Genomic DNA, 19,564 nt, shown 5'->3' with positions numbered 1-19,564 from the left:
ATACGGCACCGACGACGGCCGTGAATGCGGGCGAAACGTTGGCGCCTTACAGGTCCAGGCAGATCGAGATTGGAACCAAGATCGATCTCGGCCGGCTGGCCGTGACAGTCAGCGCGTTCCAGATTGAAAAGCCATTTGGGCAGCTTGAAACCCGCGGCAGCGATCTCGTGTTCGTGGAAGGCGGCGAGCAACGCAACCGCGGCCTGGAATTCAACGTCTTCGGGGAGGTGACACCGGGTGTCCGGCTGCTTGGCGGCGTTACGCTGCTTGAGGGCGAGTTGACGAGGACAAACAGTGCCGCAACGCGCGGCAACACGCCTATCGGCGTGCCATCGGTCCAGTTCAATCTTGGCGCGGAATGGGACACGCCCTTCCTGCAAGGGCTCACACTGGCGGCCAACGTCATTCACACGGGCAGGCAGTATGTCGACACGGCGAACACGCAGGAGATTCCTTTTTGGACAAGGCTCGACCTGGGTGCCCGCTATCACACGGAGATTCAGGATCGTCCGGTCACCTTCCGGGCCGCCGTCGAGAATGTTTTTGACGATGACTACTGGGCTGGTGTCGCCAGTTATGGCACCTTGGCGCAGGGCGCGCCGCTTACCGTAAAGCTGTCAATGACAACGGATTTCTGATGCAGCGCACTGGGCGAGGCGCCGCATGTCAAATCGCGTCGTCGAGATCAGCAATGGGCCTTGAGAGAAAGATGCAACACATGCCCTGAGTGGAAGGTGGCGGCAGGGTTCTCTAATCTGAGATCTGGGCCGCGCGGCCGATATCATGCAAGCTCCCACCTGATAGAATTGCAACGTGGCCGGTGAATTTCAGTGCAATTGAGGTCGTGCAGAGGGATCACCAGGAGAATCCCGCTGTCATAAGCAAGGCTGCACGCCGAGCATCTCCAACTGCCGGTGCACATCGAGCGGGCTGGTTGGTTCTTCGAAAAGCCGGACTTGCTGGTCGCGCACCAGATATTGGGCAAGGCCGACAAGCTGGCGCCGACCCAATCTGTCGCCTGAGCCAGGCGCTCTACAAACGCCGTACCCGAGCGGGAAACTGCTCAGGCCGGACATCGGTTATCACGGGCTATCGGAGAGACTGACGCTGTAGCCGGGCTGGTAATCGATGGGCAGGAACCGGCGGTGATATTCGGCAAAGGTTGCATCGGGGTCCAGATCGTCGAACAGGTTCGGGTGGAACCACTTCGCCAGCTGCTGGACTGCGACAAATTCATACGGGCTGTTGTAGAACTGGTGCCAAATGCCGTGGAAGTTTCGCGTCTCTTGTGCCGCAATGCCGGTATAGGCGTTGCGGGTTGGGAACCATTCGAGCTTTTTGCGCGTCACCTGCGGGTCCGCGCCAGGACCGAGGGGGATCCAGTAACCGCCCGGGACATAGGCCTCCCAGTCGGCGCTGGTAATGACCACGTGGTCGGGGTTGGCGGCGATCACCTGTTCGGGATTAAGCTGCCCGAATGTCGCCGGGATGATGTCGCTGCCGATATTGTGACCACCGGCGAGTTCGACGTAGTTGCCGAAATTCTCGGCGCCAAAAGACAGGCAGCAATCGTCGGAATAACCACCGATACGCTCGATGAAGACCTTTGGACGCGGCGGGTTGTGCTCGTCCAGGACGTCCCTCACCCGCGCCATGGCCTTGTGGCGAAACGCGATGATCTCCTCCGCGCGCGCCTCGCGGCCCATGATCTTGCCCAGGAGACGGATGGTTGGCTCTGTGTTTTCCAGCGGATGATGGCGGAAGTCGACGTAAAGAACCGGAATGTCCAGCGCCGCCAGCTTCTCGACAAATTTGGCGTCCTCATTGGCCCGCATCGTTTCAAGGTTGAGCAGAACCACGTCGGGCTTCTGGATGATGGCTGACTCGATGTCGACCAGGCTGTCTTCCGAACCCTTGAAAGCGGTGAGCTTTGCCAGTCCGGGAAAGGCTTTGAGATATTGCGCGTAAGTCGCCGGATCGGCCTCGATCAGGTCGTTGCGCCAGGCAACGATACGAGCCAGCGGATCTTCGGGCTCCAGAGACGCTATGAGATAGAGCTGACGGCCCTCGCCCAGAAGCATGCGCTTGACGGGCGCACTCAGCTTTACCTCGCGGCCGGCAATATCGGTGACGATAAGTGGCGCCTGCACCTCCACTATTGCCGTTTCCTCGGCAAATGCGGGCGCCGGGCCAGCCACGATCACTGCAAGGGCCGCGATCGCGGCATGCAACAGAGGACGATATCTCTTCACGATCAACTTCCTTCGTCGGGTGAATGGCGCGCTTTGAGCCATATGCCGAGCGCCACTAACAATGATAAGGCATAGAGGATTGAGACGAGCGGGAACGCGGCTTCGAGACCAATAAACTGAGTGACCGCAACGCCGGCCACGATGCCGACAACCGCCGCGCCCTGCTGGCAGCTTTGCGCGAGACCCAGCACCGAACCTTGCCGGTCGTTTCGCGTTGCCGCGGAAATGAGCGACAGGAGAGCCGGCGTTGTTCCTCCCAATAGAGCGCCCCAGACAAAATACAGCATTGCGAAAAAGGCTATGGACCCGGTGATCCCGGCCAAATGGGTGATTGCAAGGCAACCGGCTGAAATCAACACACTCCAGCCGAGCACATAGGATTTCGCGCGCCCGTTAAAGAGCCGCGCCCACAAGGGCGCGCCCACGACAAAGCCCAGCGCCAGAAGTCCGTAGCTCAAGCCGGTGACCCAGTGCTGTGCGCCGAAAACTTGCGCCATGTACAGGGAAAACGGAACCTGCAGCACCAGGCGGCTTGCGAGCAGCATGGCCATCAGCACAAGAAGCCCCGCCACCGGCGCACTCCCCGCGGGCGCATGGGCAGTAATTTTCGCGGTTGCTGTCCGCACGGGAACAACTCCGTTTGGCGGCACAGGCAGACTTGCCCAGGCGATGGCGGCGCACAGCGCGCAGATCACGCCGGCCGTCAGATTGATGGCGGCAAAAGGCAATTCATCCAGGATCAGCCCGCCCAAAAACGCCCCGCCTAGCGAGCCCACATTGGTCGCCACCTGAAGCCACGCGAACAGACCGGCGCGATCGCGTCCACCGGTGACCTGCACGCCATAAGCCTGCGCCGGCGCGATGTAACCGGCAAAGGCGCCCTGCAGAAAGCGCAGAGCCAAAATTGTCCAGACATCTTGCGCAAAGGCGATGAGCAGTTGCGTGATCGCCAAACCGGCCAATGCGCGAACCATCATCAGCCGGTTGCCGTGGCGATCCCCCATGCGACCCCAAAAGGCGCTGGTGAGCGATACGCCGAGCATCGGACAGATATAGACGCCGATTCCGGCGAGACCGAAGACACTGTCGGAGGGGCTCAACGCCTTGATATGGATCGGCCAGAAAGGGCCGCTCATTTCCATCGCGCCCATCGAAACGAACTGCAGGGCGAACAGAAGCGCGAAAACAGGCCCGAAACCGCGAAGGGCCGCGGAGGCGTTCGTCATTCCGCTTCCGTCAACGGATTGGGCAGTTGGTGTTCGACCCGATAGTCGCGATACCGCTCCAGATGCATCCGCAGCACCGAGCGTGTCGGCCACGGATCTTCGAGAAAGGCCGCGCGTTCCCGCAGCCAGAACTGATCGGCCGGCACGCGCGGCCGAAGCGCGTCGAATGCCTCTTCGGTCTCCTCCCTCAGGATGCGCCACGGGCTGTTGCCCGCCAAGCCATATTGCTCCGTCAAGCACAGAGCGATCTCATGGAGGTGGCAGACGAAGCAGGCATCGATCACGAACGAGCGCACGAGGCTGATGTCTTCATCGAACGTGGTGGGCAAAATCCCTGTCTGGGTGAAGGGCTTTAGGCAGTGCCCGCGTTCCTCGAACAGGGGCGCAAAACTGCGGCCGTCGCCGAAATCGCGGATCAGCAACTTTCGTGGGTGCCCGGCATGGTCGAACAATACCAGGCTGTTTTGCTGATGTGCCTCAAAGGCGATCCCGTATAGCAGATACATGGCCAGGGTTGGCCGGATGACGGTGCGCGCATAGGCGCGGAAAAACGCCGCCACATCCGCCTCGGCCTCGTTGCCGTTTCTCGCGATCAATTCGCAAATGAGCGGGCGATCGTCCGACGGACCTGCCGTCAGGAGCGCCGCGACGGTTACCGGCATCAGCCCGTCGGTGCGCGCCAGAGCGTCCGAATTGCGGAAGACCACCGACAGAAAGCGACCCGGATGCTCGTCACCGGTGTCGGGATGGCGCAGGATTGCACCTAACTCTTCGGTGAAAATCTCCAGCGTGTCGCGGAGATCCTCCTCCTTTGCCAGAATGTCGGAAATCAGGGTGCTGAGGCGGGGCCCCATATGGATCGACTTGGCCTGGAGGGTGCGCTGCTCACTGGTCAGCCAGATCGCCACCGGCAGTTTGATGAAGGGTCTGGGCTCCTGTGTGTCCGGCAGCATCGTGCGGAACGACATGGACGGCAGCGTCACGATCTCGGGGCCTTCCGGGTCGAAAACGCCGGAAGCAATCTCGGACTCGAATTCCCGGCGCACGAAATTGTCCAGATGCCACCGGTGGACGGGGAGAGGAATCCAGTCCCCGGGCGACTTTCCGCGCTCTTTCAAACCTTCAGCCCAGTCGCGCCAGAGATCGGGAAAGTTTTGCGAAAACCATTCCGAATAGCTGCCGACATGCGGCATCTTCTCGACATAGGCCCATTCCTTACGCAGCGCCGTGATGCGCAGGCGCACGCGGGCGCCGAATTCGGGCGATAACGCGGTCACCTCTTGTGGCGGCAGGCCAGGTTTGGCCTTCCATGTCGGATAGAAGGGATGGCCTTCGAGCGCACCCCATTGATCGAGGGTCATGGCCGCCAAATGCGGCGGCAAACTCTGTTCGAGATAGGCGAGGAAGCCGGGCACACCTGCGGCGGCTATCTTCTGGCGCAGTTCTGCGCTCCAGCCCTCCCGGTGGCGACGCGCCAGGACGTCGTTGCGCATGCTGTTGTCCACGTCTCGCAACAGTTGCGCCAGACCATCCGGCGCGGCCGAAACCGCCAATGCCGGCGAGACCTCCGTTATCAGGGCGGACGGATCATCGAGCCGCTGCCGGGCACCGGTGCCGTCCAGCACTTCGATGTGCCCGAGATTTTGCAGTGTTCCGGCAGGCGCACGGCGCAGGTCGGTAAAATGCAGGACTCGGCGCGACGGCCACAGCGGGAACCACGCCTGCCTGCCGTCCTGCGCCCACAACAATGCGTTGGGTTCAAGGAGGCGCTCGGCGAACAGGCAGCGCACCAGCCGAGCGAGCGCATTGCGCGATGCATCCGTCCAAAGCCGCGCATCGCGCGCTTGGGTTTGAGCATCTGCCGCGGAAGAAGTCCTCTCGTCCATCAGGCTGCCTCCGGCCAGTTGGCAGGCACATAGTCCGGCGCGCCTTGCGCCAGTCCGCCGTGATAGCGGCGCGCCCAGTGATAGGTTTTCGCAATGGCCGGGATTGCCACATTCAGGCGCGCGGCCATCTCCACGAACAAGGCCTGGCCAACGGCAATATCTTCGTGGAAGGCGCGGCTCTCGCGATCGATGAGAAGACCGGGTCCGTGCGGATTGGGCACGAGCGGCGCGCGAATGCCAGCATACGCGAGGTTCGTGCGCAGAAGCGCAAACATGGTGCGGTTGTCCCCGATCTGGCTGCCATAAGCCTCGATCAGCTCCTGCCGGAGGGGCTTTACTGTGCTTAGATCAATGCCGAGACGCGCCTCGATCGCACCACAGATCGCCTGGTTTTCCGCGTCACAGGTCTCCAGTAGCTCGGCGCCAGCGCGCGGGCAGTCGCTCCACCAACATATGGGTTCGTCAAAGGGCTTGTCTTGCCAAGGTGCACCCGGGCCAATCAGGCCATAGAGCACGGCTGGGTGCATCAGTGCGTTGCCCGGCGTCAGCGTGATTTCGAGATAATTCTGCAGCATAGCGACGGGCGCGTCGAAAAGCCGGGCGAGCATCTCGGCCAGCACAGCGTGGTCGGCGCTGGTTTCGCGCTGATGAAGTGCGGCAAAGAGCTGCGCCTTGGCGCCACCCATACGCACGCGTCTGCCCGGAACCAGGTCAAAGGCCGTATGGGGCACGTCCTTCATACCCCAGATCACCACATTGTCGTGGCCCGAAAGGATCTTCGCCGCGAGCCAGTCGAAACCGCAAAAGCCGGGGATCGCGCCGAGAAACACCTTTTTGCTCCGCGGAAGGTGGGTAGCGATCTGGCGTAGAAGCGCCGGCCGCGCCTGGGCCGGCTGAGTCACGACCACCATATCCGCGTCTTCCAGCGCTTTGCCTGGATCGGTGTCGACATGGTCGGCCCGCGCGCTCAGGACGTTGCCGTCCGGCGTGTGTGCCTGCCAGACATCGTCGCCGCTTGCCCATCCTTCGGCAACCGCGGCAGAGGCGGTAAGGACAGAAACCGCGATACCCGGGCGCTGCTTGAAGAGCACTGCGTTCAAATGCCCGGTGCGGCCCGCGCCGCAGATCGTCACCTTCATGCTGCGCATGCCCTTGCGGCCAGCCAGGCATCCAACTGGTCGGCAATTGCCGGATCCAGCAAGCCGCGCTTTGCCATCCAATCATCGTCGAAAACCGAACCGAGATATTTTTCGCCGCCGTCGGCCACCGGCGTGACTACAGTGCCGAACAACTTGCCTGCGGCAATGAACTCCAGCGCCTTGTAGATGGTGCCGCCGGTGGAACCCCCCACCAGCAGGCCCTTGCGCCGGGCGATATAGCGCGCTGTCTCGAAGGCTTGGGTGTCGGTGACCTGCACCCCCTCATCGATGCATGCATAATCGAGCACCTTGCCGACTTCATCCCCTGCCGGCGTTCCGGTTCCCGACTGGTAATAAGGATGTCCGGGCTTCCCGAACACGATCGAACCGGCCGGCTCTACCGCGATCGTGCGCACGGCCGGATTGTGGCGTTTGAGGCGCTGGGCGATCCCCGTCATCGAACCGCCGGTCCCGACACAGCCGACAAAGGCGTCGATGCCGTTCGGGAGCTGCGCCAGAAGCTCTTCGACAAAACCGGCATAGCCTTCCGGATTTGCCGGATTGTCGGATTGATTCATGAAAAGCGCGCCGGGAAGTTGCGCGCCCAGCTGCGCTGCCAGGCGCTGCCGCTCGACCACCGCAACTTCGTCCTCCCGGAAACCGCCTTCGACATAGCGGATTTCGGCGCCGAGCGCGCGCATCATGCGGATCTTGTCCGGCGCGGCATGATGATCGACCACGGCGATGAAGCGCAGGCCAAACTCCAGCGCGGCCAGCGCCAGCCCTATGCCGGTGTTGCCGGACGAAGATTCGACGATGGTGCCGCCCGGGGCAAGGCGCCCGTCCTCGATCGCGGCAAGCACCATGCTGCGCGCCATGCGATCCTTCATCGACCCGCCGGGATTGTTCTTCTCGATCTTCAGTACAAGTGTGGCGTCGCGGTTCGGCACGGCGATCGACATGACCGGTGTCTGGCCGATCAGCTGGGTTGTAGTCGTGCAGAGCATTTATGCCTCTCCAATTATGTCGGGGACGAGTGCTGGCTGCCCATTCGCATCCCGAACCACGCACAGGCGGCGCGGCATCGGGTGGCGGTGGAATTCGTTTTCGAGAAGGTCCATCTGGTAACCACCGGTGTTGGCGTAGACCAAAAGGTCTCCCGCGCGCGGGGCCACGGGAAATGTGAGCCACCGATTGCAGAGCACATCCTCGTCCAGGCAGCTGTGGCCGGCCAGATAGCCACGCACGGGTTTTGACATGGCGGACGGCGGTGTGACCGGCACCAGGATGGGGTCGACCAGGAATTCGGATGCGAACCAGGTTTCGCAGGCGCTAAAACTGCTGCCTTCGGCAAAAATGACGCAAGTGTCGGAACTGAGGGCCTTCACTCTTGAGACCCGGAAGATGGAAATGGCCGTCTGATCTGCCAATGCACGCCCCGGCTCCAGTCCCAAAACCAATCCCTCATCCGCAAAATACCCGGCGATGCTGCGGCCTTTGGGCATCGGCTTATGCAAGAACTGGCGCAGCCAGTCAGTCGCCGAAAGCGCGCCGCCATAGGGGTAGAAGGAGCCCGGGACCTTTCCGGTCCGGTAGTCCTCGGGGACCTGTGCCTTCAGATGCGCCTGATAGGCCAGCTGATCGACATACTGAATTGGCAGCCCGCCGCCGATGTCGATCATGCGCGGAGCAAATCCCCTTGCCCGGCTTTCCGTAATCAAGCTGGCGGCTTCCCTCAACGCTGCCGCGCGGGATTCCCAGCGATAGCCGCTGACGTGGAAATGCAAACCGTCGAAACGCAACCTGCCTTCAGCAGCGATGCGCGACAGACAATGCTGTATGGCGTCCGCTGGCATGCCGAAGCGGCTCATGCCCTGTTCCGTCGGGCGCAAGCGGAGCAGGATCGGTTGGACCACTTGGCCCGCTGGCAAGCAGCTCACAAGGTCGTCAAGCTCTTCCGGCGAGTCCACCGATATCAGGGCGTTGCAGGCAACGAGTTCACTATGGAATGCCGCCGTCTTTGCCGGGCCTGTCGCCACAAGCCGTGCGCCATCGGCGCCAAGCCGCCTGGCGTCGCGCAATTCGTAAAGGCTCGAGACGTCAATACCGGCGCCGCCGCGGAGCGCCGCCTCCATCAGCCCCGGCGATTTGTTGACTTTCGCCCCGTAATAGACCGCATGCGCCACATCGCTTTCTGTCAACACGCCCCTCAGTGCCGCAAGGTTCTTCTGCAGCTCATCGGGCCAGATCAGATTGAGCGGCGAGCCGTGTCGCGCGACCCATACCGCAAGACGCTGTGCATCGCGGGCCAACAGTTCAGCCGCCGACGGCCGCAGAAGTGGGGGCAGACCCGCGCCAAGCTTGTGGCAATGCAGCGTCATGACCACGCTCTTGGCGCGCTTGCCAGCATGTAGTCTGCCGGATCGACGCGGCGCAAGCTTTCCAGCGGGACGTTGCAACTGGGAAGGCTTTGGCCAAAAATATGCCGCGTCGTCTTGCAGGGAAATTTTCGGCCGCTTCGGGCCATTGCGAAAATGCACGCGGGAGTGATTGTCTCGCCTGCACGCCAGCTCTCCACCCGCACCGTGCCATAGTCCAAAAGGATCACCGGCACCGCCGCAAACCCCAGGCGATAGGCGACAGTCAGCCGGTGATGGCCGTCCATCACGAATAGCGCGTCTTTCTGTGCCGTGATCGGGACAGTCCAGCAGCCCGCCTGCAGGATCTGCGCCTGCAGCTCAGCAACCCTGGAAGGGTTTACCTCCTCAGTGGGGGTTAAACGCGCCGGGGATAGGAGGCAATATTGCATCTTGGCCAGCCTGTTTCTCGCAAAATGTCAGGGCTGGCTTTCTTGACTAACTGAGTCATGATTTAGCTGGCAGGGCCTCTATAATCAGTTGAATGCCGGTCGTCAATGCGTCCCAAGCGCGTCGCTGAATGCTTACAGATTGACTCCGCGAAAGGCATTGACTGCGAGGTGTTACGCTGCGGCGCTCACCTCGAAATCGAGCCGGCGCTCCAGGAGGCACAGAACACTACTGCGTAACGAAAAAAGGTCCGGGTGTCAGGTGCTCCGTGATCTAGCGCATCAATTCCCCATTCACAAAACTGACACCTTGGGCTAAAGGGGCCGTAGAGAAATCTCCGGTCGCAGCCTACCCGGTCAAAACAAGGACTCAAAACGCATGAAAACTCTTGTCATCTGCTCCGGCGGATTGGACTCCGTTTCGCTTGCTCACAAGGTGGCGACGGAACACGATCTTGCCGGCCTCCTATCCTTCGATTACGGCCAGCGGCACAGGAAGGAACTGGGCTTTGCTGCCCTGTGTGCGAAGCGACTTAACATCCCGCACAAGATCATCGACATCCGCGAAATTGGCCGCAGCCTTTCCGGTTCAGCGCTGATCGACGATCTGGACGTGCCGGACGGGCATTATGCCGAAGACACGATGAAGATCACCGTGGTGCCAAACCGGAACGCCATCATGCTGGCGATTGCCTTCGGCGTCGCCGCTGCGCAGAAGGCCGACGCGGTGGCGACGGCCGTACATGGAGGGGATCACTTCATCTATCCCGATTGTCGTCCGGCCTTCATCGACGCGTTCCAGGCGATGCAGGATCTTGCGCTGGACGGCTATGCCGAGATTCGCCTTTACGCTCCTTACGTGAATCTGTCGAAAGCCGAGATTGTGGCGGAGGGAGCAAGGCTCAACACGCCATTTGCCCAGACCTGGTCCTGCTACAAAGGGGGCGAGCGTCACTGCGGGCGGTGCGGCACTTGCGTCGAGCGGCGCGAGGCGTTCCATCTGGCAGGGTACCCGGATCCCACCGATTACGAGGATCCCGCCTTCTGGCTCGACGCCCTTCAGGCCAGGAGGGCGTGATGTACCGCATCACCAAGGAATTTCACTTCTCGGCCTCGCATCAGCTCACCTCACTGCCGCGCGAGCATCAGTGCGCCCGTCTACACGGGCACAACTACATCGTCGAAGTGGAGCTTTCGGCGAGGGACTTGAGCCAACATGGCTTCGTGCGCGACTATCACGACCTAGCGGCACTCAAGCACTATATAGACGAGACGTTGGACCACCGGCATCTCAACGACGTACTGGGACATGACCATGTCACGGCGGAATGTCTGGCCAAGCACTTCTACGACTGGTGCAAGGCGCAGATACCCGAAACCTCGGCCGTGCGCGTGAGCGAAACGCCGAAAACCTGGGCGGAATACCGGCCATGACCGCGCCCCATACGGCAATTCGCGTGAGCGAGATCTTCGGGCCGACGATCCAGGGCGAAGGCATGCTGATCGGCCTGCCGACGGTATTCGTCAGGACAGGCGGCTGCGATTATCGCTGTTCCTGGTGCGACAGCTTGTATGCCGTGGACAGCCGCTTCCGCCATGAATGGGAAATGATGTCCACTGATGCGCTCTGGCAAAAGGTCGTTGCGCTTTCCGGCGGCCGGCCGGTAATGGTATCGCTCTCAGGCGGCAATCCGGCGATTCAGCCGCTCGGCGCGCTGCTCGATCGAGGGCATCGCGAAGGCTACCGTTTTGCGCTGGAAACCCAAGGTTCCGTTGCCAGGAACTGGTTTGCCGAGCTTGACGTACTGGTTCTCAGCCCGAAACCGCCGTCAAGCGAAATGGCAACGGATTGGGCTGCGTTCGACGCCTGCGTCGAGGCGGCGCGAGGAAGGCCGCAAATCGCGCTCAAGCTCGTCGTTTTCGACGACACGGACTATGCCTATGCCAGAGATGCCGCCGCGCGCTATCCGCGACTGCCGGTGTATCTGCAGCCCGGCAATCACACGCCGCCGCGCCCCGGTGACGAAAACGCGCCTATCGATATGGACGGCGTGATGAAACGCATGGAATGGCTGGTCGAAGAGGTGACCCGCGACAGGTGGTTTGATGCCCGCGTGCTGCCGCAGCTTCATGTTCTGCTCTGGGGCAACAAAAGGGGCGTCTAGTCCCTATGATTGCAGGGGCTGAGATTAGCCCGTCATCCGATATGCAACGGTACGAGGGTTAAGCCGGCTGGCCGGCACAGAGCCTCATGCATAGGAGACGGGCCACATACCAGATTTGTTGGTTTGGATATTCACAAGCAACGGATTTCGATTGCGGTGGCGGAGAGTGGACGCTCCGGGTCGGCGGAATATCTCGGCGAGATTACCAACGAACTCGCCGACGGGCGCTCGGCGGAGGGCCGTGGAGTCTTTTTCGCTGCCAGCGTCTCAGATACGCTGCCAACGGTTGAGGGGCTGGCGGAGAGATGGCGCAAAAGCGTTTTCCGCTGACACCAGGCTCTTCGTCTGCCCGAATGGGGAGGCGTGAGCGCCCGCTGCTTTGCCCTCATTTTTCCATAGTAATTGCATATGTGGGTGCTACGACGGTCCGAATTGGGAAACGAAAACAAATCGGGCGAGGCTTGATCATGTCGACCGCTAGCCGAGGGAAATCGCCCGCACAGCTTTTCCGCCATCTATCAGCAAAGTGGCCTGCGGCCTTCAATCCGAAAGCGCCCAGGCCGCTCAAGATCGGCATCCATCATGACATTCGCGTGCTTGACGGCGAACTGTCTGATGATGAATTGAGGAGAGCCCTGCTCGCGTATACCAGGATAGCCAAATACTTGGCGAGACTGGATGCCGGCGCCGCGCGGGTCGATCTCGATGGCAAGCCCGCCGGCGAGGTCTCGGATGCGGACGCGGCGACCGCCAAGGCCTTGCTGAGCGCTCGCAAGGACAAGCAAGAGACCAAGCAAACGCCGGAGCCAAGGGCAGAGCCTGAAGCGCCACCCAAACCGAAACCGAAGCAAACGACGGTGTTCAAGGCGAAGAATACGGCCGACAGCCCGACCGGAATAGTCGTTGAGACGAAGCGTCGCCGGTCATTCCGAAGGCCGATGGCTTGATCGCCGCTGAGCGATGTTCACGGGAGCAGACATGGAAGGTGCCGGTGATCCGCTCGCGCAGCGCGCGCCGAATTCGGCTGGACCGGCGCCAAGGCGCTGGTGCGGGACGGCCTGTTCTGGAGGTGATCGCCAGCCGTTCTGTTTCCCTCGGCAATGTCGATAGCGGTTTTGGAGCGCAATCTTTGTCCGGCAGTGGAACCATGTCCCAGCCACTTCCCAAGCGCGTGTGCTCCCCGACATGATCGATTTCGTCAGCCTTCGAACTGCAGGCGCAGGGCCCACTCGGGGAAATCGATCAGCGGATTGCGATTGCCTTGAAGGACGTAGATCGCCGCATTGCGATGTTTTTCCCACTCGTCGGGGGCATATTGCGCATGCCAGGCCAACAGCGTTTTCAGCCGCTGGCCGGCATAGCGCCTGCCGACATAGCCGGGATATCGGAGCATGAAATAGAGCGTCGCCCGCGCAACAGCGCCCTTCCCACCTTTGGGCTCGAAGGCGTCGTCTTCGACCCGCCCGCAATCCTGCATCGTTCTTTCGAACTCGTGCTGGACCAGCGGGTAGTTCGAGCGGAAGCTGTTGCAGCGCGGCTCGCACGAGAAGAGATGGTGAAGGTCGCCGCGCATCGGCTCCTTCTTGCCGAACCAGCTTTGCGGCACGACATGCTCGCAATTGTATTGGAACTGCGCTTCCAGCATAGCTTCCATCTCCGTGGATTCCAGCACGCCGCGTTCCAGAAGCGCCTCGCGCGCCTCGGTCCGCAGCCGCTCCACTTCGGCGTCGGCTTGGATGAAGTATTCGGGTGTGGCTTCAAAGCCGGAATAGATGCTCTGTACCATCGCGTTCGGACGGACGTCGACCCACGGATAGACGTGCTTTGAAGGCTCGTAGTTTAAGGGCGTGGTGTGGGTTTGCTTCAGAGTCCCGGCCACTGTTTGGGTGAAGCCCGCCGTACCCGCCGAAATCCCGGTCCAATAGGCCTCGCGGACCACCGCATCAGCGGCAGCGTCATAGTAGGTGCTCCTGTCGGCAAGCCGTGCCCGAGCTTCCGCCAGTGTCCGAGCCCCGGCCGCCGGCTCGTTGCGCCGGCGCAGACCGCGCGACAGGCGCCGCGCCTCGTCTTCGGTCAATGGCTGACTGACGGACGGCGCGGCATCCGCTGGCGCTGTGGCGGCCAGACGCAAGAGGATCGGGCGGTGATCGGACACTTCCAGGAATCGGTCGATGGTTCGGTCGAGCGCGACAATCATGAAATCCCGGCCGTCCGGCACGAGATTGGGCGAGATGAAGACATGGTCGATCAGAGACTTGAAGGGCGCCTTGACGTAGGTGATCTGCTTGTCCGAAGCATCTTGTGCGGTAAGCGCGGTCAGGCCGACGGAGGTCAGCGCGTCGAGGTCTCCGGACGCCAGGGTCGCATTGGCGTCGCCGCCGATGATCCAGTCGTTGTCGAAGCCGGGGTCCTGGGCGAGCTCGGCGACAGCTTCGGCGAGCAGGCGCGCCGCCATCTGCCGGCGCAGGCTGCCCTCGTCCTTGGCCTTCAGATGGATGGGGACGAGGTTGAACGTGGAATCCATGCCGTGGATCTTCGCCGTCACCTCGTACAGCGCCGGATAGCGGTCGAACACCTTGCCGTGGACCGCCTCGAGGCCGAGATCATCGAATTGACGGCTGTCAACCTGGAACCAGCGCTCGACTTTGTCAGGCCAGGTTTTCGCCGCCACCCCGACCGAGCTCTTGTTCCACATTACCGTCGTGATCTGGCGCTCCGAAGCGGCGTCCTGGCTGGCGAGCACCCCCCAGGACTTGGTCTGATAGCTGGTTTCCAAATGCCGGGCCAAGGCCTCGGTTGCTTCGAGGCTCGATTCCACGAACACCCAGACGTCGAGGTTCATTTCGACAATGATGCGCGCGACGGAATCGAGCTTGTCCTGCCAGCGCTTGTTGAACCATTCGATGTTCCAAAAGCCGATATCGAGATCCTGATCCTCGCCGTTGTAGGCATCGACGACCCGCTCCATACCGCTGTCGTTCTGGACAACCGCGCGACCGAGGGTGCCGAAGAACCCGGCCAGTTCATCCGTGCCGGTGAAAAGCTCAAAAAGCCGCGCCGCATCTGCGTTGCCGGTTTGCGCCTCCAGTTCCAGAGCAGCGGCAATCGCCGAGAACTTGATGCCTTCGTTCGACTTGTCTTTTTTCGCCGCATGGTGAAGCGCCACGAGCTCCCAACCGTCATTCATGACCGGCGCGCCCGAACTGCCCGCCTCGGTGTCCGACTGGTATTGGACGACCTGGGTGTTTTGGAACACCACCGTGTTGTTGCGGATCGCGACTTCCTTGAGGCGTCCATTTGGGTGCTGGATGACATTCAGCTTGTCTTCGTCAGCTACCACAAAGGCCTGCCGCAGAAGCGGAATGCTGCCGAAGGTCGAGCCGGGTTGGCCTTCGAGGGCGACAAACGTGACATCGAGACCGCCCTTGCCGCCGGTGGCGACGACCGGGCTGGTCCAGAAAAGGAGATCGGGACGCAGGCGGAAAGTTGAGACCTGTCGCACAGTCCCGTCGGGAAGGGCGGCGAAATCGAACAGCGCGCGACTGCGGGCGGCGACCTCCTTGCTGTTGAGGACGTGATGGTTGGTGCACAGTATACCCGGCGCGACCAGAAAACCGGACCCGCTCCAGGTGCCGGAGCGCCCTTTGTAGTCGACGCCAGAAGCGTCGATCTTGCAGACGGCGCGCGAGCGAGCTGCACCTTCCTCCAGCCACCAGGCCGGGCGCAAATCGTTGGAGCCGACAACCTGTTCCAGGGTGACGGACAGCTGCTCGAACATGGTGCTGGCGCCCGCAGGCAGACCTTCAAATTTCGGGCTGCGAAGGCGTCGGGTCTTCTGGACATCACCGGGCAGGATGGCCAGATCCTTAATGCCCCAGTCCGCAGCGCTCTTCGGCACGGGGCCGGCGTCGGGCCGCTCCACCGCCATTTGCTGCTCGAACGAAAGATTTGCCTCTTGCGCTGAATCCGCCATCTGGTCCCTCGAAATCAGAAGTGATGCGCAACCTATAATCGTCGGAAACGACGGAAATGTTACCGTTGTACCCGGATCCACCGGCCGCCCGTCATATGAACTGAATCCCTCATACTGCGTCGCAACATTTTGATGCTGCATTGCGGAACCTTCTGGTAAAGCGGCAGTTCTCTGTGCTTCTAGCAAGCGAGGGCTCGATGAGGCGCTACAAGATTCTGTCGTCGGAATCAGGGCTGTGGTCTGTGATCGATAGCCTGACAGGGCTTCCCGCCGAGAGATACGGTCGGCCGCTCACCGGGCTGACCCGGTACGAGGCCGAAGAGGCTGCCTTTAACCTCAGCGAGAGCACTCCGCCATGGATGGCCAGGGTCAAACATCGCAGACGTTAATCAAGGCTGCCGATTGATCTTTCTACCTTCTACCCATGATGATGGGGTGGACGCCCCTCGACGGCATCGATGTGCCAACGTGGTAGGTGTTTTAACCGCCACAACAGAGGAGGCGTCGGCAAGGGCCGGATCGGGGCCCAGTTCGGCCACCGCCGTGAGGCGGTCCAGAATGCCGTCGAGGTTGGCTGGACTGGGCGACTGTGGATAGTCCCGCAGCCAAGCGAGCGGCGTGCGTTTCATAGCACAATCGACCGATCGCGGCTTTCCGATTGAGGCGTTGCGGGATCGGAAATTCATCCTACCGGCGCCGGGCACGTTGGAGCGAGCGGCTGCGGCCGGCCGCGCCAAAGCGCGGCGCCTGGCGGCCGATGCATTGATCGCTCCGTTGACACAGGCCATCTCGCTGGACTCAACGCGTTGGTTGTCAATGATCCAGAGTTCCATCCCGGGTTTGGCCCGCGCGCCGATCAATCGATCGCGCATGAATTGCTCGGCTACCTGGCCGCACAGCTGGGCCGGTCACCGGAGCTCTACCGGGATTACAGCCGCCGCCCGCAGACCCGGACCGATCACCCGCTGGAGCTCGCAGCGCTGCGCGGTCTGCGGGTTCCCGGTCCGGGATGATGTGCCGATGATGGTCGAACTTGCCGTCAGGGGCTCCAGGATCTGAGCCGGATGGAGGGAAAGTTCGCGCGTGGCGTCCGCTGATCGTGTGTTTCTGGGCCGCCAGCATATGGATGTGCTGGCATCTCCGAATCGTCGAGACGCACCAGCGCTCCGACTTTCCTTCGCTTCCAAGAATGCAATTTTCCCAACAATTTTGAGCGATAAGAGCTGCACGATCCGCGACTGGTGACAGATTCCGTCATTAGCCTGTGGAAACCTGAAATCGCGAGAGATTGGCAGCCTAGGCAGGAACCCAAGCGCAGCCCAGTATCTGTTTCGGGGAATCAAAGCCTTCTCACGCGAAGGCAAAAGGTAAGGGCATTGGCTTTTCGATTTGTTCATACGGCGGACGTTCATCTGGATTCGGCTCTTCGGTCGCTGGCGCTACGCAACCCGGAACTGGGTGAACTGATTGGCAACGCGACGCGGCGTGCCTTTGTCAATATCGTCGATCTCTGCTTAGCGGAGCAGGTCGACGCGCTGCTTCTCGCAGGTGATCTCTACGACGGCGATCAGACCTCCATGAAAACTGCTCGGTTCCTTTCCGAGCAAATCCGCCGCCTGGACCAAGCCGGAGTCCGGGTGTTCATCATCCGGGGCAACCATGATGCGTTGTCGAAGATCACCAGAGAACTGGCGTACCCGGAATCAGTAAAAGTCTACGGTGGGCGCCCCGAGGCTATTTCGCTCGAATCGGGAGATCGAGCCACCCCTGTGGTCATTCACGGGCTTAGCTTTGCGCAGGCCCAGTGTCCGGAAAGTCTGGTGGGAAAGTACAAGCCACGGGTCGAAGGCGCTGTGAATATAGGTCTTCTGCACACCAGCCTCGCAGGAACGCGGGGGCACGATCCGTACGCACCCTGCAACGTCTCGGATCTGGAGGCGACAGAGTTCGACTATTGGGCGCTCGGTCACATTCACAAGCGGTCAATCAGCACCGGACGCTGCACGATCGTTATGCCGGGCATGCCCCAGGGGCGCGACATCAACGAATCCGGTCCGAAATCGGTCAGTCTTGTTACGATCGCTGATGACCGCACAGTCCATGTTGAGGAGAGGTTCACCAGCATCGCACAGTTCGAGCGCGTGGTGATCGACCTCGATGGCGTCGCAGATTGGCGTCAGACGGTGACCACGGTAGCCGCCACCCTGGAGGCTGCGCGGGAAGCTACAAATTCCGAACACCTTGTGGTCCGACTTTCCTTCACCGGACGAACGCCGCTCGCATGGCAGCTCCGCAACGATGCCGACCTCATTAAGGCCGAAGCCGAGCACAGAGCATCTGTCATTGGCCGGACCTGGATCGAGAAAGTGGAGATCCAGTGCACCGACCTCGTTTCCGCGGATCGGTCCAACGGGGATCCACTCGTCGAACTTCGAGAGCTTGTCGGAAGCGAGATCATCGGGTCGGAAGCTTACCACGCCGCGCTCATCGATATTGGCGAGGAGCTTCGTGGTCATCTGCCGCCTGAAAGCAGAGGTACTTTCGGTGCTGACCAGGAGGAGTTTCGGGCCACGTTGCGCCTGCTCGCGCAGGAGGGGGTCGAAGATGTGCTCGCACGGCTCCATCGCCGGAAGCAGGATGAGGTAGCCTGATGCGCATCAACCGGCTTGACCTTACCCGCTACGGCAAATTCACCGACAAGCACATCGACTTCGGGCCCGTGGAGCCGGGCCGTCCAGATCTACATATCATCTACGGCCCGAACGAGGCGGGCAAATCGACGGCCCTATCTGCATTCCTCGACCTCCTCTTCGGCATCGAGTCCCGCAGCCGCTATGATTTCCTCCATCCATACTCAACGATGCGCATCGGGGCCGCATTGGAGATCGGTGGTGTTGCCCGGGAGCTTGTCCGGATCAAGAAGCCCCAAAACAGTCTGCTCGGTCCGGGTGATCAGCCGATCGGCGAACATTTGATACTCGGCGAGCTTGGTGGAGTTGAGCGGGACGTCTATTGCGCGATGTTTTCACTCGACGATGACACCCTTGAGGAAGGCGGCGAGAGCATTCTGGCGAGCAAGGGTGATCTCGGGCAGCTTCTGTTTTCGGCAAGCACAGGTTTGGCCGCACTAAGTCAGACACTTGTTGAATTGCGTTCGCAGGCCGACGGCCTGTTCAAGCTCCGTGCCCGCAGCAGTGAAATCGGCGACTTGAAAAGTCGGCTTTCCGATCTGAAGGAGCGAAAAGAGCAGATTGACACGCTCGCCACCCATTACCGCCAGATGGTGGAAACCAAGGAGCGGTCACTGGCGTATTATGACGAAGCGATGGCTGACCGAACCGGGACGCATCTGCGGCTGGACGAGATCAAGAACCTGCTGACCGCACTGCCACGACTGGCGGAATTGCGGGACATCCGGGACAGTCTCGCTGAGTTGCTAGATGTTCCTGAGGCGCCGCCTTCGTGGGCAAACGAACTGCCGGCACTTCGTCAGCAGGACATAGAGCTTGCCGTGAAGCGGGAGACGGCGAAAGCGTCCATGGCCGAGCTTGAGAAAGGGCTCAAGGCGATCGCCGTCGACGAGATCGCGCTCACCGTCGGGCAAAGGATGGCCGCCATCGGCGAGTTGCACGCCCGTTATGTCACCGCCGAAAGGGATCTGCCGGACCGCCGTCTTCAATTGACGGAGGTCGACCGGGAAATTGCGAATATTCTGCGGCTTCTCGAGCGCCCCGAAGAAGACGAGCCGAGCAGCCTGATGCTCGGAAGTCGCATTTCCGGGAGCATCAGAGACCTCGTTGAACGCCGATCCGGTATCGACGCGACGCTTCAAAACGCGAAGCTCGAAGCCAAAGAGGCAAACCGCCGTCTGATTGAGTTGCAGAGCAAGCTGTCGAGCGAAACCGCTGCCTCCACAAACGGCAAAGCCATTGCGGCGCTGGCGAGGGAGCTCTCGGCGCTTCGAGAGAATGATCATGCATCCCGCCGCCGCGTCGCGGAACGCTCTCGTGTGGATCTCCTGGAAATACTGGCGCAGCAGATGTCGGAACTCCGACCGTGGGGTGAAAGCCTCGATCAGGTACGGCAAATGAGAGTGCCGGCACCTTCTGAGCTGGAG

16 protein-coding genes are annotated in these 19,564 nt (G+C 61.3%); 8 read left to right on the top strand and 8 right to left on the bottom strand.

Annotated elements, in window-relative coordinates; all coding sequences use genetic code 11:
- Positions 1-638 (top strand): TonB-dependent receptor (locus EOA78_RS29200; RefSeq protein WP_127318508.1); only part of this gene is annotated, 638 nt, incomplete at its 5' end.
- Between the two features lie 444 nt (positions 639-1,082).
- Here the strand turns inward: EOA78_RS29200 and EOA78_RS29195 are convergent.
- From EOA78_RS29195 to EOA78_RS29165, 7 genes are read right to left on the bottom strand one after another with little or no spacing between them, the layout of a single operon-like run.
- Positions 1,083-2,252 carry an ABC transporter substrate-binding protein gene (locus EOA78_RS29195; protein ID WP_245477803.1) on the bottom strand — a complete coding sequence of 390 codons (1,170 nt, stop codon included), beginning with the start codon at positions 2,250-2,252 and terminating at the stop codon, positions 1,083-1,085.
- 2 nt (positions 2,253-2,254) lie between these two features.
- The gene (locus EOA78_RS29190; RefSeq protein ID WP_127318504.1) at positions 2,255-3,478 is read right to left on the bottom strand and encodes an MFS transporter; all 1,224 of its coding nucleotides are present in this window, start codon (positions 3,476-3,478) and stop codon (positions 2,255-2,257) included.
- Positions 3,475-5,364, bottom strand: a complete 1,890-nt coding sequence (locus EOA78_RS29185; protein ID WP_127318502.1) for an IucA/IucC family protein — start codon at positions 5,362-5,364, stop codon at positions 3,475-3,477. The genes EOA78_RS29190 and EOA78_RS29185 overlap by 4 nt, the downstream gene beginning before the upstream one ends.
- On the bottom strand, positions 5,364-6,503 hold the full coding sequence (locus tag EOA78_RS29180; RefSeq protein WP_127318500.1) for an NAD/NADP octopine/nopaline dehydrogenase family protein: 1,140 nt from the start codon (positions 6,501-6,503) through the stop codon (positions 5,364-5,366). Before EOA78_RS29180 ends, EOA78_RS29185 begins: the two co-directional genes overlap by 1 nt.
- Positions 6,500-7,510, bottom strand: a complete 1,011-nt coding sequence (locus EOA78_RS29175; RefSeq protein WP_127318498.1) for a cysteine synthase family protein — start codon at positions 7,508-7,510, stop codon at positions 6,500-6,502. Before EOA78_RS29175 ends, EOA78_RS29180 begins: the two co-directional genes overlap by 4 nt.
- Complete coding sequence (locus tag EOA78_RS29170) at positions 7,511-8,884, bottom strand: Y4yA family PLP-dependent enzyme (RefSeq protein ID WP_127318496.1); 1,374 nt, start codon at positions 8,882-8,884, stop codon at positions 7,511-7,513. It lies immediately after the preceding gene.
- The gene (locus tag EOA78_RS29165; protein ID WP_127318494.1) at positions 8,881-9,312 is read right to left on the bottom strand and encodes a ParB N-terminal domain-containing protein; all 432 of its coding nucleotides are present in this window, start codon (positions 9,310-9,312) and stop codon (positions 8,881-8,883) included. The genes EOA78_RS29170 and EOA78_RS29165 overlap by 4 nt, the downstream gene beginning before the upstream one ends.
- Before the next feature lie 376 nt (positions 9,313-9,688).
- Here EOA78_RS29165 and queC point away from each other — a divergent pair, with 376 nt between their 5' ends.
- The 4 genes from queC (at position 9,689) to EOA78_RS29140 (ending at position 12,421) form a co-directional block, all read left to right on the top strand.
- Positions 9,689-10,387 carry a 7-cyano-7-deazaguanine synthase QueC gene (gene queC, locus EOA78_RS29160; RefSeq protein ID WP_127318492.1) on the top strand — a complete coding sequence of 233 codons (699 nt, stop codon included), beginning with the start codon at positions 9,689-9,691 and terminating at the stop codon, positions 10,385-10,387.
- On the top strand, positions 10,387-10,743 hold the full coding sequence (gene queD, locus EOA78_RS29155) for a 6-carboxytetrahydropterin synthase QueD (RefSeq protein ID WP_127318490.1): 357 nt from the start codon (positions 10,387-10,389) through the stop codon (positions 10,741-10,743). Before queC ends, queD begins: the two co-directional genes overlap by 1 nt.
- Positions 10,740-11,474: a 7-carboxy-7-deazaguanine synthase QueE gene (queE, locus tag EOA78_RS29150; RefSeq protein ID WP_127318488.1), complete on the top strand. Its 735-nt coding sequence runs from the start codon at positions 10,740-10,742 to the stop codon at positions 11,472-11,474. Before queD ends, queE begins: the two co-directional genes overlap by 4 nt.
- A 467-nt stretch (positions 11,475-11,941) precedes the next feature.
- Positions 11,942-12,421, top strand: a complete 480-nt coding sequence (locus EOA78_RS29140) for a ProQ/FinO family protein (protein ID WP_127318510.1) — start codon at positions 11,942-11,944, stop codon at positions 12,419-12,421.
- A 251-nt stretch (positions 12,422-12,672) separates the two neighbouring features.
- On the opposite strand, the gene EOA78_RS36265 is transcribed toward EOA78_RS29140, so the two are convergent.
- On the bottom strand, positions 12,673-15,447 hold the full coding sequence (locus EOA78_RS36265) for an endonuclease (RefSeq protein WP_164783986.1): 2,775 nt from the start codon (positions 15,445-15,447) through the stop codon (positions 12,673-12,675).
- An 806-nt stretch (positions 15,448-16,253) separates the two neighbouring features.
- Between EOA78_RS36265 and EOA78_RS36260 the strand changes: the two genes are divergently transcribed.
- From EOA78_RS36260 to EOA78_RS29110, 3 genes are all read left to right on the top strand, one after another.
- Positions 16,254-16,460: a DUF4158 domain-containing protein gene (locus tag EOA78_RS36260; RefSeq protein ID WP_164783985.1), complete on the top strand. Its 207-nt coding sequence runs from the start codon at positions 16,254-16,256 to the stop codon at positions 16,458-16,460.
- Between the two features lie 363 nt (positions 16,461-16,823).
- On the top strand, positions 16,824-18,098 hold the full coding sequence (locus EOA78_RS29115; RefSeq protein ID WP_127318482.1) for a DNA repair exonuclease: 1,275 nt from the start codon (positions 16,824-16,826) through the stop codon (positions 18,096-18,098).
- Positions 18,098-19,564 (top strand): YhaN family protein (locus EOA78_RS29110; RefSeq protein ID WP_164783984.1); only part of this gene is annotated, 1,467 nt, incomplete at its 3' end. The genes EOA78_RS29115 and EOA78_RS29110, both read left to right, overlap by 1 nt.

Source organism: Mesorhizobium sp. M5C.F.Cr.IN.023.01.1.1, assembly GCF_003997585.1.
Taxonomy (GTDB): Bacteria; Pseudomonadota; Alphaproteobacteria; order Rhizobiales; family Rhizobiaceae; genus Mesorhizobium; species Mesorhizobium wenxiniae.
The sequence above is the reverse complement of the archived record's forward strand: the minus strand, read 5'-3'. Positions and strand labels throughout refer to the sequence as shown.

What these genes read in the sequence shown, in the direction of transcription:
- queD (WP_127318490.1), top strand. Translation starts at nt 10,387, where the DNA reads ATGTACCGCATCACCAAGGAATTTCACTTCTCGGCCTCGCATCAGCTC.
- EOA78_RS29190 (WP_127318504.1), bottom strand. Translation starts at nt 3,478, where the DNA reads ATGACGAACGCCTCCGCGGCCCTTCGCGGTTTCGGGCCTGTTTTCGCG.
- queC (WP_127318492.1), top strand. Translation starts at nt 9,689, where the DNA reads ATGAAAACTCTTGTCATCTGCTCCGGCGGATTGGACTCCGTTTCGCTT.
- EOA78_RS29170 (WP_127318496.1), bottom strand. Translation starts at nt 8,884, where the DNA reads ATGACGCTGCATTGCCACAAGCTTGGCGCGGGTCTGCCCCCACTTCTG.
- EOA78_RS29175 (WP_127318498.1), bottom strand. Translation starts at nt 7,510, where the DNA reads ATGCTCTGCACGACTACAACCCAGCTGATCGGCCAGACACCGGTCATG.
- EOA78_RS36265 (WP_164783986.1), bottom strand. Translation starts at nt 15,447, where the DNA reads ATGGCGGATTCAGCGCAAGAGGCAAATCTTTCGTTCGAGCAGCAAATG.
- queE (WP_127318488.1), top strand. Translation starts at nt 10,740, where the DNA reads ATGACCGCGCCCCATACGGCAATTCGCGTGAGCGAGATCTTCGGGCCG.
- EOA78_RS29165 (WP_127318494.1), bottom strand. Translation starts at nt 9,312, where the DNA reads ATGCAATATTGCCTCCTATCCCCGGCGCGTTTAACCCCCACTGAGGAG.
- EOA78_RS29140 (WP_127318510.1), top strand. Translation starts at nt 11,942, where the DNA reads ATGTCGACCGCTAGCCGAGGGAAATCGCCCGCACAGCTTTTCCGCCAT.
- EOA78_RS29185 (WP_127318502.1), bottom strand. Translation starts at nt 5,364, where the DNA reads ATGGACGAGAGGACTTCTTCCGCGGCAGATGCTCAAACCCAAGCGCGC.
- EOA78_RS29180 (WP_127318500.1), bottom strand. Translation starts at nt 6,503, where the DNA reads ATGAAGGTGACGATCTGCGGCGCGGGCCGCACCGGGCATTTGAACGCA.